General features: G+C 62.3%; 17 protein-coding genes. 6 read left to right on the forward strand and 11 right to left on the reverse strand.

Going from position 1 to position 14,772, the window contains the following annotated elements; genetic code table 11:
• Nucleotides 1-100: 100 nt before the first annotated feature.
• From minE to M1D43_RS23680, 5 genes are all read right to left on the reverse strand, one after another.
• Nucleotides 101-364 (reverse strand): cell division topological specificity factor MinE, encoded by a 264-nt coding sequence (gene minE, locus M1D43_RS23660; RefSeq protein ID WP_003526351.1) that lies wholly within the window; start codon nucleotides 362-364, stop codon nucleotides 101-103.
• Nucleotides 361-1,176 (reverse strand): septum site-determining protein MinD, encoded by an 816-nt coding sequence (gene minD / locus M1D43_RS23665; protein WP_010976171.1) that lies wholly within the window; start codon nucleotides 1,174-1,176, stop codon nucleotides 361-363. Before minD ends, minE begins: the two co-directional genes overlap by 4 nt.
• A gap of 97 nt (nucleotides 1,177-1,273) precedes the next feature.
• On the reverse strand, nucleotides 1,274-2,023 hold the full coding sequence (minC, locus tag M1D43_RS23670) for a septum site-determining protein MinC (RefSeq protein ID WP_014527800.1): 750 nt from the start codon (nucleotides 2,021-2,023) through the stop codon (nucleotides 1,274-1,276).
• Between the two features lie 296 nt (nucleotides 2,024-2,319).
• Nucleotides 2,320-2,571, reverse strand: a complete 252-nt coding sequence (locus M1D43_RS23675; RefSeq protein ID WP_013850383.1) for a YjiS-like domain-containing protein — start codon at nucleotides 2,569-2,571, stop codon at nucleotides 2,320-2,322.
• A 439-nt stretch (nucleotides 2,572-3,010) separates the two neighbouring features.
• A complete protein-coding gene (locus M1D43_RS23680; RefSeq protein ID WP_014527799.1) occupies nucleotides 3,011-4,054 on the reverse strand; it encodes an aldo/keto reductase in 1,044 nt (347 codons plus the stop codon).
• A gap of 74 nt (nucleotides 4,055-4,128) precedes the next feature.
• Between M1D43_RS23680 and M1D43_RS23685 the strand changes: the two genes are divergently transcribed.
• The gene (locus M1D43_RS23685; protein WP_162145506.1) at nucleotides 4,129-4,524 is read left to right on the forward strand and encodes a hypothetical protein; all 396 of its coding nucleotides are present in this window, start codon (nucleotides 4,129-4,131) and stop codon (nucleotides 4,522-4,524) included.
• 50 nt (nucleotides 4,525-4,574) lie between these two features.
• Here the strand turns inward: M1D43_RS23685 and nadE are convergent, their stop codons facing one another.
• From nadE to asnB, 4 genes are read right to left on the reverse strand one after another with little or no spacing between them, the layout of a single operon-like run.
• Entirely contained in the window at nucleotides 4,575-5,579 is a 1,005-nt protein-coding gene (nadE, locus tag M1D43_RS23690) for an NAD(+) synthase (protein ID WP_010976175.1), read from the reverse strand.
• Nucleotides 5,576-7,123 (reverse strand): class I adenylate-forming enzyme family protein, encoded by a 1,548-nt coding sequence (locus tag M1D43_RS23695; protein WP_014527797.1) that lies wholly within the window; start codon nucleotides 7,121-7,123, stop codon nucleotides 5,576-5,578. Before M1D43_RS23695 ends, nadE begins: the two co-directional genes overlap by 4 nt.
• A 27-nt stretch (nucleotides 7,124-7,150) precedes the next feature.
• Nucleotides 7,151-7,417: an acyl carrier protein gene (locus M1D43_RS23700; RefSeq protein ID WP_014527796.1), complete on the reverse strand. Its 267-nt coding sequence runs from the start codon at nucleotides 7,415-7,417 to the stop codon at nucleotides 7,151-7,153.
• Between the two features lie 26 nt (nucleotides 7,418-7,443).
• Nucleotides 7,444-9,381, reverse strand: coding sequence for an asparagine synthase (glutamine-hydrolyzing) (asnB, locus tag M1D43_RS23705; protein ID WP_013850379.1), 1,938 nt, complete (start codon nucleotides 9,379-9,381; stop codon nucleotides 7,444-7,446).
• Nucleotides 9,382-9,736: 355 nt separating this feature from the next.
• Here asnB and M1D43_RS23710 point away from each other — a divergent pair, with 355 nt between their 5' ends.
• The 5 genes from M1D43_RS23710 (at nucleotide 9,737) to M1D43_RS23730 (ending at nucleotide 12,882) form a co-directional block, all read left to right on the forward strand.
• Nucleotides 9,737-9,859, forward strand: coding sequence for a hypothetical protein (locus tag M1D43_RS23710; protein WP_013850378.1), 123 nt, complete (start codon nucleotides 9,737-9,739; stop codon nucleotides 9,857-9,859).
• A 342-nt stretch (nucleotides 9,860-10,201) separates the two neighbouring features.
• Nucleotides 10,202-10,378 (forward strand): hypothetical protein, encoded by a 177-nt coding sequence (locus M1D43_RS23715; protein ID WP_015008144.1) that lies wholly within the window; start codon nucleotides 10,202-10,204, stop codon nucleotides 10,376-10,378.
• Nucleotides 10,379-10,570: 192 nt separating this feature from the next.
• The gene (locus tag M1D43_RS23720) at nucleotides 10,571-11,047 is read left to right on the forward strand and encodes a VOC family protein (protein ID WP_014527794.1); all 477 of its coding nucleotides are present in this window, start codon (nucleotides 10,571-10,573) and stop codon (nucleotides 11,045-11,047) included.
• A gap of 225 nt (nucleotides 11,048-11,272) precedes the next feature.
• Nucleotides 11,273-12,187, forward strand: a complete 915-nt coding sequence (locus M1D43_RS23725) for an aldo/keto reductase (RefSeq protein ID WP_014527793.1) — start codon at nucleotides 11,273-11,275, stop codon at nucleotides 12,185-12,187.
• A gap of 38 nt (nucleotides 12,188-12,225) precedes the next feature.
• A complete protein-coding gene (locus M1D43_RS23730; RefSeq protein WP_014527792.1) occupies nucleotides 12,226-12,882 on the forward strand; it encodes a DUF6064 family protein in 657 nt (218 codons plus the stop codon).
• A 7-nt stretch (nucleotides 12,883-12,889) separates the two neighbouring features.
• On the opposite strand, the gene M1D43_RS23735 is transcribed toward M1D43_RS23730, so the two are convergent.
• The gene (locus M1D43_RS23735) at nucleotides 12,890-13,789 is read right to left on the reverse strand and encodes a carbohydrate ABC transporter permease (protein WP_003526374.1); all 900 of its coding nucleotides are present in this window, start codon (nucleotides 13,787-13,789) and stop codon (nucleotides 12,890-12,892) included.
• 14 nt (nucleotides 13,790-13,803) lie between these two features.
• Nucleotides 13,804-14,736, reverse strand: coding sequence for a carbohydrate ABC transporter permease (locus M1D43_RS23740; protein ID WP_010976183.1), 933 nt, complete (start codon nucleotides 14,734-14,736; stop codon nucleotides 13,804-13,806).
• Nucleotides 14,737-14,772 lie beyond the last annotated feature (36 nt).

Consider the following 14,772-nt stretch of genomic DNA (forward strand, 5'->3'; position numbering starts at 1 on the left):
CCTCTCGAATGAGAGGCTGCAGAAAAAGGTTATCCATCCGGTTGCCATTGCGCAACCTGCCGGGGCTCGGTGATGCTGCGATCCGGCGACGCGGGCCGGCTCAGGCCGCCCTCACGCCCGCCTTCATCGGGATCTCGATGTCGACTTCGAGCGTGGTGACGTGCTCGCCGCGTTCCATCGTGACGTTGACCTTGTCGCGGTCGACCTGGACATGCTTGGCGATAACGGCGAGAATTTCTTCCCGAAGCACCGCCACGAGATCCGACTGGCCGACCGACGCGCGCTCATGCGCCAGCAGCACCTGCAGGCGCTCGCGCGCCGTCGGCGCCGAGGTCTGCTTGCTGAAGAAACGGAAAATGCTCATGCTGCCCTCCGTCCGAATATCTTGCCCAGGAAGCCACGCTTCTCGCCGGGAATGGTCATCGGTACCGTTTCTCCCGCGAGGCGGCGCGCAGCATCCAGATAGGCACGCGCCGGAGCGCTGCTGCTGTCGGCGAGCGTCACCGGGGCACCGAGATTGGAAGCCTTGAGAACGTCCATGCTCTCGGGAACGATGCCGATGAGCGGGATGGAGAGTATCTCGAGGACGTCATCGACCTTGAGCATGTCGCCACGCTCGGCACGGACGGCATCGTAGCGTGTCAGCAGCAGGTGCTTCTCGACCCGCTCTCCGCGCTCTGCCCTTTCGGTCTTGGCATCGAGCAGGCCGATGATGCGGTCGGAGTCGCGAACGGAGGAGACTTCCGGATTGGTGACGATGACGGCGAGGTCGGCGTGGCGCATCGCGAGCGTCGCGCCGCGCTCTATCCCGGCCGGGCTGTCGCAAATGATCCAGTCGAAGTGTTTCCTGAGTTCTTCCATCACCCGCTCGACGCCCTCGGGGGTCAGGCTGTCCTTGTCGCGGGTCTGCGATGCCGGCAGCAGGAACAGGGTATCGAGGCGTTTGTCGCGGATCAGCGCCTGCGGCAGCTTCGCGTCGCCCTGGATCACGTTGACGAGGTCGTAGACGACCCGGCGCTCGGCGCCCATGACGAGGTCGAGATTGCGCAGCCCGACGTCGAAATCGACGACGACCGTTTTCTCGTTGCGCTGCGCCAGCGCCGCACCCAGTGCGGCGGTTGACGTCGTCTTGCCGACGCCGCCCTTTCCAGATGTAACTACAACTACTTTCGCCATCTTCCCGCTCCTGTTGTCAGAGCGGGATGAGGAAAACTGTGAGCGGTTTTCCGCCCGCATCCCCGCTCTAATCCGATAAATCCCGCCGGCAACCGGCTCAGTTAAGTCTTTCCGCCATGATCGAATCACCTTCCAGCCAGAGCTGGACCGACTGGCCGCGCAGATTGGGCGCCATGTCCTCGGCCGTCTTGTAGACGCCGTCGATTGCCAGCAATTCCGCTTCGAGCCGGCGGCAGAAAATGCGCGCAGACGCGTTTCCGACCGAGCCCGCCAGCGCCCGCCCTCGGAGCGTCCCGTAGATATGGACCGAACCTCCTGCGACGATCTCCGCGCCGGATGCGACAGAGCCGACCACCGTCACGTCGCCTTCCGGGAAGATGACCGACTGTCCGGACCGAACCGGTTCCCGGACGATGATCGATGCCGTCGCCCGCACCGGCTGAACCTCCTCCGGCGTAATCGGCGCAGCGGCCTTTCCCTTGCCGGCCTTCGGCGGATCGGCAGGATCGGCCTCAGGCACCTCGAAATCGGGCGCCGGCCGGCCGCCCTTCATGGCAGGCGGCATTCCCGGTTCGAAGAGCGAGGGACGTCCGCCTTCGATCCCCATCACCCTGACATTGCGCTGGCCGAGCTCGTCGAGCAGGCTCTTCAACTGTTTCCGGTCGATCTCGAGATCCGCCACGTCGAGCACCACCGGGCGCCCCAGGAAGAAGCCCGCCGAACGCGAAGCGAGGTCATCGAGCCGGCCAAGCCACCAGTCGAGCGGCAGTTCCGGGGAAAGCACCAGCGCCAGGAAGGAGCGGCCCTTGATGCGGATCGAGCGAGCGTCTGTTAGCACTTTGGTCATCTTCGTTAATTATTGGTTGCCAAGATGTAGGCGAGCCATGGTTAACAAATGGTTAACCGGGCCTCCTTCTTTGCCTGATCTTCGGTCCGTTTCGCCTCCGCATGACGTGGAGATTTCCGTGACGTGCGAGACCATCTGTCCGCAAAGAGACCCGACGGAACCGGCGACCAGTTCTAGGCAGCATGGTGACGATGGGAGCTTGCACAGGGCTGACGGCTGGGGGGAAGAGGGGCATCAAAAAGGGGAGAGGAAGTTTCGGTTCCTCTCTCCTTTTGCAGCAGGCCGACCACTGCAGGTCAATCCGGGCGCCCTGCCTTAGCCTGAATGAAGGCGCCTATGTCCCAGATGGGGACTTCCTCCTCCGCCTCCGGAAGGCCGATGTCTCGGCGCATCCGATTCGACAGATGGGTGATCTGGTTTTGCGCCTGACGGCGCCTCCAGGCGGCCGACATCAGCGCGCGTGCGGTCTTCCAGACGCCGAATTTCCGGTAAAGTTCATCGACCGTCGCCGCGAGGGGTTCGACAACTATAGCTTGTGGTTCACGCATGACTGTCCGTCCCGGCGCAGTGACGCAGCCAGGTCCTTTCGAGGATCAGAGACGTGCGGATGCGGAACGCAAAAATGCGAACAATCGCCCCGTCATCCGGTCACGTCAGGTAAAAAGGGGATCGCCAAATGGCGGAATTGCGGGCTTGAGAGCCTTGGATCAGTAGCGGCTGAAACCAGATGCGCTACGCATCGAAGGCGTGATAGCCGTTCCGCCGCAGAGGCGCACAAACACGAGATTGGAATCCATCTTACGCCTCCTCTGATTTGAATTGCGGATGAGGTGATCCTTGCACGAGACCGGCCGATCGGCAAGTACTCAATTTCGAATTGCAGCCACCGAGCGATTTCCGTTGCAGGAAAGCAACACTTTCCGATTGGAAGGCCGATCTCCGCCGCGAAGGCTCAAATCGATCGAGCGGCCGTGAGCGGCCCGCCGATCACCGCCCGCCGGCGGGTCGATCCACGCCGGTCGGTCCGCTGCGGAGAAGCGCATCGATCTCAGCCATTATTGCGGCCGGCAATGGCCCCAGCTGCATCGCCGCGAGATTCTCCCGGACCTGCGCCTCCGACTTGAAACCGGGTATGGGGAAGGTGCTGGGCGAACGGGCGAGAAGCCAACCCAGCGCGCCTTGAGCCAAGGTTCTGCCGCCCGTCTGGAGAAGCTCCCTGAGCTCTTCAAGGCGCCGGAGATAGTCGGCACGCGGCCGTCCGTCCTCGAAGAACCGCACCCAGCTGTGACCGGCCGCGCGGACGTCGTCGTCAGGCAGGCGCGTGTCAGGATTGAACTTGCCGGTCAGAAATCCCATCGCCAATGGCGACCGATTCAGGCTCGCAAGATCGGTGCTCTCGCACATCGCCAGCATATCGGGCCCGTTCGTGAAGACGTTGAGCTCCTGCTGAACCGCGACGAAATGCGGAAACTTCACCATCCGCTTCGCGCCGGCGGCGTTGTCCGTGCTCCAGCCCCAGAAACGGATGGCACCTGTCTCAGCGAGCTTTTCAAGTGTCTCGCCGGCAGCATCCGCCTGATCGTGCGACAGTTCGCCGACATGTATCTGATAGAGATCGATATGGCCGGTGCCCAAACGCTGGAGCGACGCCGTGCAGGCCTGCTCGATATAGGAAGGGCTGACATCCGTGCCGATCAGGGCACGTTTGGCACGGTCGTAGGTATATCCGAACTTGGTTGCGACGATTGCCTCGCCTCTTCGCCCCTTGAGGGCTCGGCCAATGACCTCCTCGCTATGACCGGTTCCATAAGCGTCGGCGGTGTCGATCAGCGATGCACCCATGTCGAGCCCGACATGGATTGCTCGGATCGACTGTTCGTCATCGACCTCTCCCCAGCCGTCCGCCTTCCCGTCGAGGGTGAAGAAGCCTCCGATCGCCCAACAGCCGAGGCCGATCGATCCGGCGGAGAGGCCGGAGCGACCCAATGGTCTGTGCCCGATCGCTGATACGTCGCTGGCAAGCATGATCATTCTTCCCTTTGTGGAACGATGCTCGCGCACTATGTCACCGCCCAAACGGCGCCCGGAAGTTCCGATTCTGCAGGGTGTTTTTCGCCGATGAAAAATCGGCCGGTGCGGCAATCCGGCCTCGGCAGCGCATCGAACCGGCAGAAAAGACAGTCAATTCAGCTGGTATGTTATTGCTTGGCGAGACTCATGTTACGCTAACGGCGCATCTCCGGTTGAACGCATGGCGGCCGCTTCTCTACTCGCCGTCGTGCAGTCAATCGAAGATGATCGTCAGCAGCGGAGAAAACACCATGAACCGCAACGTTATCATTGGCATTATCGTGCTCGCGATTATCATTCTCGCGGTCATATTCTTCATGCCAGGGACGGCTGAAACGCCCCCGGCGACTGAAACAACTCCCCCGGCGACGACGGAGCCCGCGCCCACAGAACCGGCACCGGCACCGACGACACCTGCGCCCTCTCAATAAAGCCGGCCGATCGCACGCCCCGTTTAGAGACGGGGCGTGCGATCGGATCCTTACTCGATCTCCTCGACCGGCTGCACCAGCTGCGGCCCGAGATGCAGGTAGCGCGTCGCCTTGCGCTTGGCGGCAATGTCGGCCCAGACGCGCTTGACCTGAGCCACGCCTAGATTCGCCGCGCGTCCGACCTCGTCGGCACTGAGTCCGTTGTTGAGGCCGAAGAGGCAGAGGTCCATGCGGTCATAAGGCAGGGAGAAATAGAACTCCTCCTGCGTCTGCTCGAGCGAATAGGTGTCGGTGGTCGGCGGCCGCCGCCGGATTTCCTCGGGAATGCCGAGATGTCCGGCGAGCGCATAGACCTGCGACTTGTAAAGGTGGGCGATCGGTTTGACGTCTGCGGCGCCATCGCCATTCTTGACGAAGAAGCCCTGGTCGTATTCCAGCCTGTTCGGCGTGCCGAGCACGGCGAAGTTCAGCCGGTCGGCATGGTAATATTCGATCTGCTTGCGGGTGCGCTGCTTCATATTCGTCGCGGCGACGATGCCGAGATAGACGGAAGGCGGCATGCGCAGCTTCGTCTGTTTGCCTTCGGGGTCCTGCACCACGAGCGAGGAAATGTTGTAGCCGTCGCCTTCGAGCGCATTGGCGATGACGATCTTCGACGCCCAGCCCGGGCCGTAATCGGGGACGAGTTCGCGAATGAAGGCATCGCGCCGCTGATAGCAGCCCATGGCATCGAGCGTCGGTCCGATGTCCTCGACCACCGCCTCGACACCGAACGTCTCGGCGACCAGCCGGCCGAGGCGCAGGCTTTCCGGGTCGGAATCGTTCTCCGGCATGAAGAGGCAGAAGACGTTCTTCGCACCGACGGCGCGCACGGCCAGTGCGACCGAGACGCTCGAATCGATGCCGCCGGAAAGGCCGAGTACGAGGCCGCGTTTGCGCAGGCTGCGCAACTGGGCCCGCAATCCGGCGACGATTCGGTCGGCCTCCGCAGCTTCGTCGATTTTCAGCGTGTCGGCCGAGAAGACGAGCCTGTTCTGGTCCGGTCGGATATTCATTCTGCGGGCTCCAATGTTTCGGCCGCAAGGCGGCGGCTGACTTTTCCTGTATCCGTCTTCGGCAATTCGGTGCGGAACTCGACGATCTTCGGCACCATGAAATCCTCGAGATGGCGGCTGCAATGACGGATGATGTCCTTCTCGGTCAGCGTCGGATCCGACAACACGACGAGAGCGCCGATCGCGGCCCCAAGCACCGGATCGGGAACACCGATGACCACGGCCTCGGCAATTCCCGGATGCGCGTGCAGCACGGTCTCGACCTCCTTGGGCGCCACCTTTTCGCCGCGCGTCTTGATGATGTCGTCCTTGCGGCCGACGAAATAGAGGAAACCCTCCTCGTCGGTACGGAACAGGTCACCGGTGTGAAGCACCTTTTCCCAGGGGTTGGGGCCGGGGCGGAGCATGCGCTCGGTCGCGGCGTCGTTGCGCCAGTAGCCCTGCATCACATGCGGGCCGCGAATGACCAGTTCGCCGGGTACACCGGGCGGTACCCGGTTTCCCTCGTCATCGACCACGAAGGCTTCGGTATTCGGTATCGCGATCCCGACGGAACCCGGGCGCCGGTCGAGCTCTTCCGGCGGCAGATAGGTGCAGCGCTTGCATTCCGTCAGCCCGTACATGGAATAGAGCCGGGCGCCCGGGAAAAGCTCCCTCAGGCGGGCGATATGCGCCGGCGGCAGTGCTGCCGCGGTGTTGGAGAGATAACGAAGGCTCGGCAGGAAGCCGGGTTCGAGATCACGCATCTGCAGGATCATCGCCGCCATGGTCGGCACCAGCGGGAAGCCGGTAACCCTTTCGGTCCTGATGCGGTCGAAGATCGCCTGCGGGAAGGCGAATGACTTTTCGAGCACGAGCGTCGCGCCGAGCCGGATCGCCATCAGCAGCTGATAGAGCCCGTAGTCGAAGGCGAGCGGCAGCACGTTCAGGATGATGTCGTCAGGCGTGTTGCGGAGATAGGTGGCGATCGACTCCGAGGCCGCATCGATATTGCGATGCGTCATCATCACGCCCTTGGGACGGCCGGTCGAGCCGGAGGTATAGATCAGCATGCCGAGGTCGACGTCGATGCCGCCGTGGCGGACGGGGGCGGGTGCAGCCGTCAGGCATTCCTCGAAGGAAGCGGCACCGTCCGGGATGCGGCCGCCCGGCGCGGCGGTCGAGGCGACGAATGGCGCATGGCCGGGAGCAAGCGCCAGCGCCTCGGCAACGACCGGCATCAGCTTGGCCTGTGTCAGGATAGCCGCCGCCTCGCAATCGGCGACGATATAGGCAAGCTTGTCCGCCTTGGTCGAAGCATTGATCGGGCTGAAGGTCGCTCCGGCCTTCAGGATCGCGAAGATCGCGGCGGCCGCCTCCCAGCAATTGTCCATGAAGACCAGAACCCGATCGTTCCGCTTCACGCCGTTTTCGGCAAGAGCGGCGGCGAGGCGGGTCGAAAGATCGTCGAGTTCGGCATAGCCGAGCCGCCGGCGATCGGTGACCAGCGCCGTCTTTGCCCCGTTGGCCGCGGCGTTCCTGATGAGGAATTGCTCGAACCGCATGATGGTGATGCCCCCGCCCTTCGCCGCTTACGCCGAGACCGGCACGGCGGCTTTCGCTTCGATGAAAGCCGAAATCCGCGCGAGCGAGTCGAGATTTTGCGGGACGATGTCGGCATCGGCCATCACGATCCCGAAACCGTCTTCGATGAAGGCCACCAGTTCCAGAACGCCGGTCGAATCGATGATGTCGTTCTCGATCAGCGAAGCGTCGTCCGCGAGTTCGTATGCGCTGTCGCCGAAGAGAAAGTTCTCGATGACGAATGCCTTGACCTTGTCCTTAATCGCTTGGGTCATTCCACTATCCTTTTTTTCCAAGGGTTTTACGCGGCCTCAGCCTTGCGAAGGCTGGTGCCGGTGAATGTCTGCAGCCAGAGTTGCGTCGACAGGACGCCGACGAAGGCCGCGTTGTCGCGAAAGCCCGAGGCGGGGCGCGACTGGCATTTCTCGTAGAGTTTCGTTACCGCTTTGGCGTTGAAGAGCCCGCCGGCGGCGACCGCGTCCTCGCTCATGGCGGAGCGCACATAATCGAGTTCGCCCGCGCCGCTGAAGGAGTGGCTGTCCGGAGCGCGATAGGGCTGCTTCGTCCGCCGGCCGATCGCCGGCGGCAGCAGGTCTTTCGTCGCCTCGCGCAGGATGTGCTTCTCGACGAGCCCTCTGAGTTTCATTTCCGGCGGCAGCTTTGCGGCGAATTCAACGAGGCGGTGGTCGAGGAACGGGAAACGGCCCTCGATCCCATGCGCCATCGCCATGCGGTCGCCCTGGCTCGAGAGAATATATCCGGGCAGCAGGAAGCGGCTTTCGAGATATTGGGCCTGATGCAGCGGATGCCAGCGGCCGAAGGCGGCGGGGAGCCGGCTGACCAATTCTTCCGCCGCGTCATAGCCCGTGAGTTCGGCGCGCAGGTCCGAGGAGAAGAACATCTTGGTTGCCGCCGTGCCCTTGAGGCGTGGCCGATGCGAAAAGAGCGGGTCGTCGAGGGCCACGTCGCCGGCGCCGAAAAAGGCGGCGAGATACTCGGCCGACTGCTGCTGCAGGCCTGGCAGATAGGGGTAAAGCTTGCGGAACAGATGCGGCCTGATCCGCGAGCCGGGTTGCCGGCCGCAGAAACGGCGGACGCGCGCTTCCTTGAAGATATCGTAACCGGCGAATACCTCGTCGGCGCCCTCGCCCGTCAGCACCACTTTCAGACCCGCCTCGCGCACCAGGCCGGACAATTTGTAGAGCGGCGCGGGCGCAGTGCGGATGATCGGCTTCTCGGTAAAGCGGATGACATCGGGAAAGTCCCTGGCGATGTCGCCGGCGCGGCATGCGACCGCGCGGTGTTCGGTTCCGAGCGCCGCTGCCATCTCCTCCTGGAATGCGCTTTCGTCATGCTCCGCGCTATCGAAGGTGACGGAGAAGGTGCGCAAGCCTTGGGACGTCATCCCGGCCGCCAGCGCCGAGATGATGGACGAATCGAGGCCTCCGGAAAGATAGGCGCCGACGGGCACATCGGCCCGCATGCGGATCCGCGTCGCGTCCGTCAGGAGCGCGCGCAATTCCTCCGCAGCGCGGCTTTCCTCCGCATAGGCTGGGCGCTCGTCCCGGTCCGGATAGTCGAGCTGCCAATAGGGCCTTGTCGTGGTGCCGTTCTGATCGGCGATCATCAGATGCCCGGGCTCGAGCTCGTGGATGTCACGGAAGGGCGTACGCGGCGCGATCGGCGCCCATAGGGTGAATATCTGGTCGAGCGCGATCGGGTCGATCTCTGCGGAGACCCCCGGAACTTCGAGGAGCGCCTTGACCTCGGATGCGAAATAGAGCGTGCCGCCTTTCAAAGTGTGGAAGAGTGGGCGCACACCCATGCGGTCGCGCGCGAGCATCATCCGGCGCCGGCGTGCGTCCCAGATCGCGAAGGCGAAATCGCCGTTGAGGAGAGAGAGACAGTCCTCGCCCATCTCTTCGTAAAGATGGAGGATTACCTCCGTATCGCTGGAGGTGCGGAACCGGCGGCCTCTGGCGCGCAGTTCGTCGCGCAACTCCACATAGTTGAAGATTTCGCCATTGAAGGCGATCGTCAGCTCGCCGCTCGGGTCGGACATCGGCTGCTGGCCGTCCCCGAGCCCCACAATCGACAGCCGAACATGACCGAGGCCCGCACCCGGCGCGGTGAAGATCCCACGCTCGTCCGGGCCGCGGTGGCCGATCGCGGCCGTCATCCTTTCGAGAAGGGGCTTACCGTCCCGTATTGAACCAAGGTACCCGCCGAATCCGCACATGCCTATTCGCTCTCACGCCCGCAATGACACCCTAAATATAGCCTGAATACCGGCGAGAATAGTTAATCAGCGGAGCTTTTTTCAATAATGGTAAATTGTCTTTCTTGGCCTCAATAATAATCGCCGCATCCTTGCGCCGCTTAATATTCGTATTTACTTTGATACGTTTTTACACTTATTTTACTAAAATTGGATCGGCGGACAAATCGTGCAGTCTTAACAGATCGATAACGGGACCGCGCGCCGACAGGTTCTTTCACACTGCAGGACTCGAGGTGTGGAACCGCGTAGTTTCCATTTTGTTAAGAAAAAGCGTCCAATCTTAACGTTTGAGCTGCACATCTCGGAGCACATGATGAGCTACGATTGGACCGGCGAGCGGACACGTCGGATGAAGATGATGAGATATGCGATCGCCATTGCGCTCGCCCTCGGGCTGATTGCCGGCGCGGCGTCTTGGACCCTGCAGACCATCTAAGCCGTATCGCATTCGGCTTGCCCGGCAGGGAAACGCCCCGATACATCTTTCCTAACTCGAATTGAGTAAGCGCTAAACCTTGACGCGAGCGCGCGCCAGGAGTGAAATCCGGGTTGAGGCGTATGCCTTGAGGCCGACCGCCGAATACGATTGAGGAGGCGGCCTCACCAGTTTCGAGGGGGCGATAGGTGGACCCCGCCGCATAACCGATCAGCAGCAGCGCGGGTTCACCTATCGGGTCGGTGCCGGCCAGTTCGACGCTATATTTTCACGATTTGCAAAATGGCGCGGGAACAAAGCAGTTCCTTGCGTGTTCTTCGACGCAGCCGCGTGGAGGGTCGAATGCAGAGAAAATTCATGCCGACGGACGTATTCCTGCGCCTCGAGAGGGAATGGCAGCACATGCGCCATGCAAAGCACAATCTCGAGATCGAGGCCGTTCCTGCGAACGATCAGCGCATCGACGGTATCAATGAACTGGAGCCCTCCGCGACCCCGCGGAACGCGCATAGGAGCTAGTCCGCTTCATCCCTCGAATTACGACGATTATTGCGTAGGTGCAAAAAGGTAGAGCGGATGCGGGCCCAAAGCTGCCCGCATCCGCTCTACCTGGAGGCGTGGAAGATATTCTGATGGTGTCTGTCGGGAACCGCGAATCCCGAACGTCCTTGGGCCGTACAGAATGTCCCCTTATCGAAGGAGATTTCTTCCATGCCCAAGATTATCTCCCATCTCTGGTTCCCGGAAAACGCGCGTGAGGCGGTCGACTTCTACGTATCGACGATCCCGAATTCCGCCATATCGGGCAGCACCACCGTGCCCGCCGAAACGCCCAGCGGCCCGCCGGGCAGCGTCACGGTGATCGAATTCAGGCTCGGCGACCAGAACTTCACCGCACTCGAAGCCGGTCCTCTCGATCCTTTCAACCACGCTTACTCGATCCAGGTCGCCTGCTCCAGCCAGGAAGAGCTCGACCGCATCTGGCACGCCTTCCTCGACAATGGCGGCCAAGCGGAGCACTGCGGCTGGCTGAAGGACCGCTGGGGCCTGTCCTGGCAGATCGTTCCCCGCGTCCTCGGCGAGATGATCTCGGATGCGAACCGCGAAAGAGCGAAGCGCGTGACGGAAGCCATGCTTGCCATGGTAAAGTTCGATATCGCCGCACTCGAGCGGGCTCACCGCAGTTAGCTTTACAGCACCGCGCTCACGAGTTCGTGGCTGCAGAGTAGCGCCGCAGGGGTTATTATCCCGCCCCGTGAGCCACAGGCTAGCGCGGGATGAGGAAAAGTGTGTGCGGTTTTCCGCCCGCATCCCGCGTCTCAACTTCTTGGAATCGATCATGTTCATGCTTTCAGGTCGACCTGACCCAAAAGCATCGTGATCTGGAGAGCTTCGGGCCGAAGGGAGCGAGCGATGACTTTCACGCGGCGCGCAGTCGTTCAGGGGCTAGGCATGGGTATGTCGCTGCCGCTTGTGCCGCGGGCGTGGGGCCAGGCTGCCGACCTCACGAAGCGGGTCATACCGAAGAGCGAAGAACCGCTGCCGCTCATCGGCCTCGGCACCTGGATCACGTTCAACGTCGGAGACGACCCTGTACTGATGGACGAATGTGCCGCCGTGATCGCTGCCTTCTTCGAAGGCGGCGGTCGCATGATCGATTCCTCGCCGATGTACGGATCGTCCCAGCCGACCATCGGCTACGGCCTCGGCAAGCTCGGATATCCGAAGCAGCTCTTCTCGGCGGAAAAGGTCTGGATATCGGACCCCGGCGAAGGCGCGGCCCAGATCGAAGCATCGAAGGACTACTGGGGCGTCAAAAAATTCGATCTCATGCAGGTTCACAATCTCGTCTCCTGGGAGGAGCACCTGCCCGCGCTCTTCGACATGAAGGCGGCAGGCCGGCTGCGCTATGTCGGCACCACCACCTCGGAGGGGCGCAGGCACCGGGAGATCGAGCAGATCATGGTGAGCCAGCCGATCGATTTCGTCCAGGTCACCTACAATATCCTCGACCGCGAGGTGGAGGAGCGCATCTTGCCGCTGGCGCAGGAGAAGGGCATTGCCGTGATCGTCAACCGGCCGTTCCGGCAGGGCGATCTGATCCGGCAGATTGAAGACGAACCGTTGCCGGACTGGATTGCGGAGACCGGCGCTCGCAGCTGGGCGCAGTTTCTCCTGAAGTTCATCATTTCGCATCCGGCGGTCACCTGCGCAATCCCGGCGACGACGCGCGTCGACCATGTACGGGAGAATCTGGAGGCCGCAAGAGGCATCCTGCCCGACGAGAAGCTGCGCCGCCGCATGGCCGCCTATGTGGAGGCGCTCTGAAGCATGACCCTGTCGCGGCGTGATACGGATTTGACGTGATGTCGGACTGGGCGACCTACAGGCTCGCGGATTTCCTCATGTTTTCGCCGCGCGTCTATTTTCGCCTCGTCGAACGCTACAATCAGGGACTCTGGCCGCTTCAGCTGGTCTTCGTCGCGGGCGCGCTTGCCATCCTTTTCGCCACCGCAACGGACGGACGGCGCGCCCGCGCCGCGGCCATGGCGACGCTGGCCCTGGCCTGGCTCTTCTGCGCGTGGCAATTTCTGTGGCTGCGTTACTCCACCATTAATTGGGCGATGTCCTATGCGACGGCGGCCTTCATGCTGCAGGCCGGTTTGCTGCTTGTCGCGATCCGGTGGACGCAACGCGGCGCATTGCCCGCGAACAGCCTGCGCCGGCGTGGCGGCATCGGCCTGATGGTCTTCGGCTCGCTCGGCTATCCTTTCGGCCCGCTGCTTGCCGGCCGCGCGCCCGCCTCGGCCGAGTCCTTCGGTGCAATGCCGGATCCGACCGTTGCCGTGACGCTCGGCGCCCTCGTGGCGCTCATGCCGCAGAAGCTCTGGCTGCTTCTGCCCATTCCGGTCCTCTGGTGCGCCTTCAGCGCCCTCACCCTGCTGGCCCTGGAGGATGCGGGCGCCTGGGCGCCATTCGCGGTGATCCTCGTGACATTTGCCCTCCTCCTCGTCAGACGATGAGGGAAACTCACTCCTTCACCGCTCCCGTCATCGACGACACGTAATAATCGACGAAGAAGGAGTAGAGAATGACCACGGGCAGCGAACCGAACAGTGCGCCCGCCATCAGCGCGCCCCATTCGAAGACGTCGCCGCGCACCAGTTCCGTCAGCACGCCGACCGGTACGGTCTTGTTCTCCGAGGACTGGATGAATGTCAGCGCGTAGATGAACTCGTTCCACGAGAGCGTGAAGGCGAAGATGCCGGCCGATATCAGGCCCGGCACCGCGAGCGGCAGGATGATCTTCACCAGAATCTGCCAGCGCGTGGCTCCGTCCACCAGCGCGCTTTCTTCGAGTTCGAAGGGGATCGAGCGGAAATAGCCCATCAGGAGCCAGGTGCAGAACGGTATGAGGAACGTCGGATAGGTGAAGATCAGCGCCAGCTTGGAATCGTAGATGCCGAACTTGAAGACGATGAAGGCGAGCGGGATGAACAGGATCGACGGCGGCACCAAATAGGCGAGGAAGATCAGCAGCCCGACGGGCCGCGCGCCGGTGAAGCGCACCCGCTCGATCGCATAGGCCGCGAAAACCGATGCGGCAAGCGACAGGATGGTCGAGCCTACGGCCACCAGCATCGTGTTCCAGAGCCAGCCCGGATAGGAGGTCTCGAAGAGCAGATATTTGATGTGGTCGAGCGTCGGACGGACCACCCAGAAGGGGCTATAATTGTTGTAGTCGGTCAACTGCGCATTCGGCTTCACCGCCGTGATCGCCATCCAGTAGAACGGGAAGAGCAATACGAAGACGAAGACCGCCATCGGCAGGTAAAGCACCACGATCCGCCGCGGCAGGCGGTTCAGATAGCTCATGCCCTCGGCCGTGTCGGTGAGGACCTCGTCGTCGGTTCGTGTGGTCGTGTTCATTTTTGTCCTCCCGCTCAATCCTGGCCGCCCTGCTGCCATTTGCGGCGTTGCAGGCCGAAGAAGCTGAACATGATGGCGGCGAGCAGGAAGGGGATCATGGCGACGGCGATCGCCGCCCCCTCCCCGAGCTGCCCGCCCGGAATGCCGCGCTGGAACGAGAGCGTCGCCATCAGATGGGTTGCGTTGACCGGCCCGCCCTTGGTCAGCACGTAGATCAGCTGGAAATCGGTGAAGGTGAAGAGCACCGAGAAGGTCATGACGACCGCGATGATCGGGGTCAGCATCGGCAGGGTGACATAGCGGAAACGCTGCCAGCTGGTGGCGCCATCGAGCGAGGCTGCCTCCTGCAGCGAAGCCGGGATCGTCTGCAGGCCGGCGAGAAGCGAGATCGCCACGAAGGGAATGCCGCGCCAGACATTGGCGGCAATGACGGAAGCGCGCGCGTTGTTCGGGTCGCCCAGGAAGTTGATCGGCCCGTCGATGATGCCGAGCTGCATCAGCGACCAGGAGATGATGGAAAACTGCGAATCGTAGATCCACCAGAAGGCGAGCGCCGAAAGCACCGTCGGCACGACCCAGGGCAGGAGCACGATCGCGCGGAAGAAGGATTTGAAAGGCAGGTTTTCGTTCAGCAGCAGCGCCAGCCACAGCCCGAGCACGAATTTCAGGATCGACGCCACGAAGGTGTAGAGCAGCGTGTTGTAGACCGACAGCCAGAAGACCGAATCCCGGGCCAGAAACTCGTAATTCTCGATCCCGATGAAGACGCCGTCGCGGCCGATGCGGGTGTCGGTGAAGCCGAGCCAGACGCCCAGCCCGAGCGGATAGGTCAGAAAGCAGATCAGAAAGACGGCTGCCGGCAGCATGAACAGGAAGCCGAGCACATTGTTGTTCTGCATCAGCGAAGCCGTGGTGGATGGCTTTCCGGACGGCGTTATGGAGGACATCGGGCTTCTCCGGCTGGAGGAACGGGTCTCGAGGCA

Source organism: Ensifer sp. R1-3 (assembly GCF_056739175.1).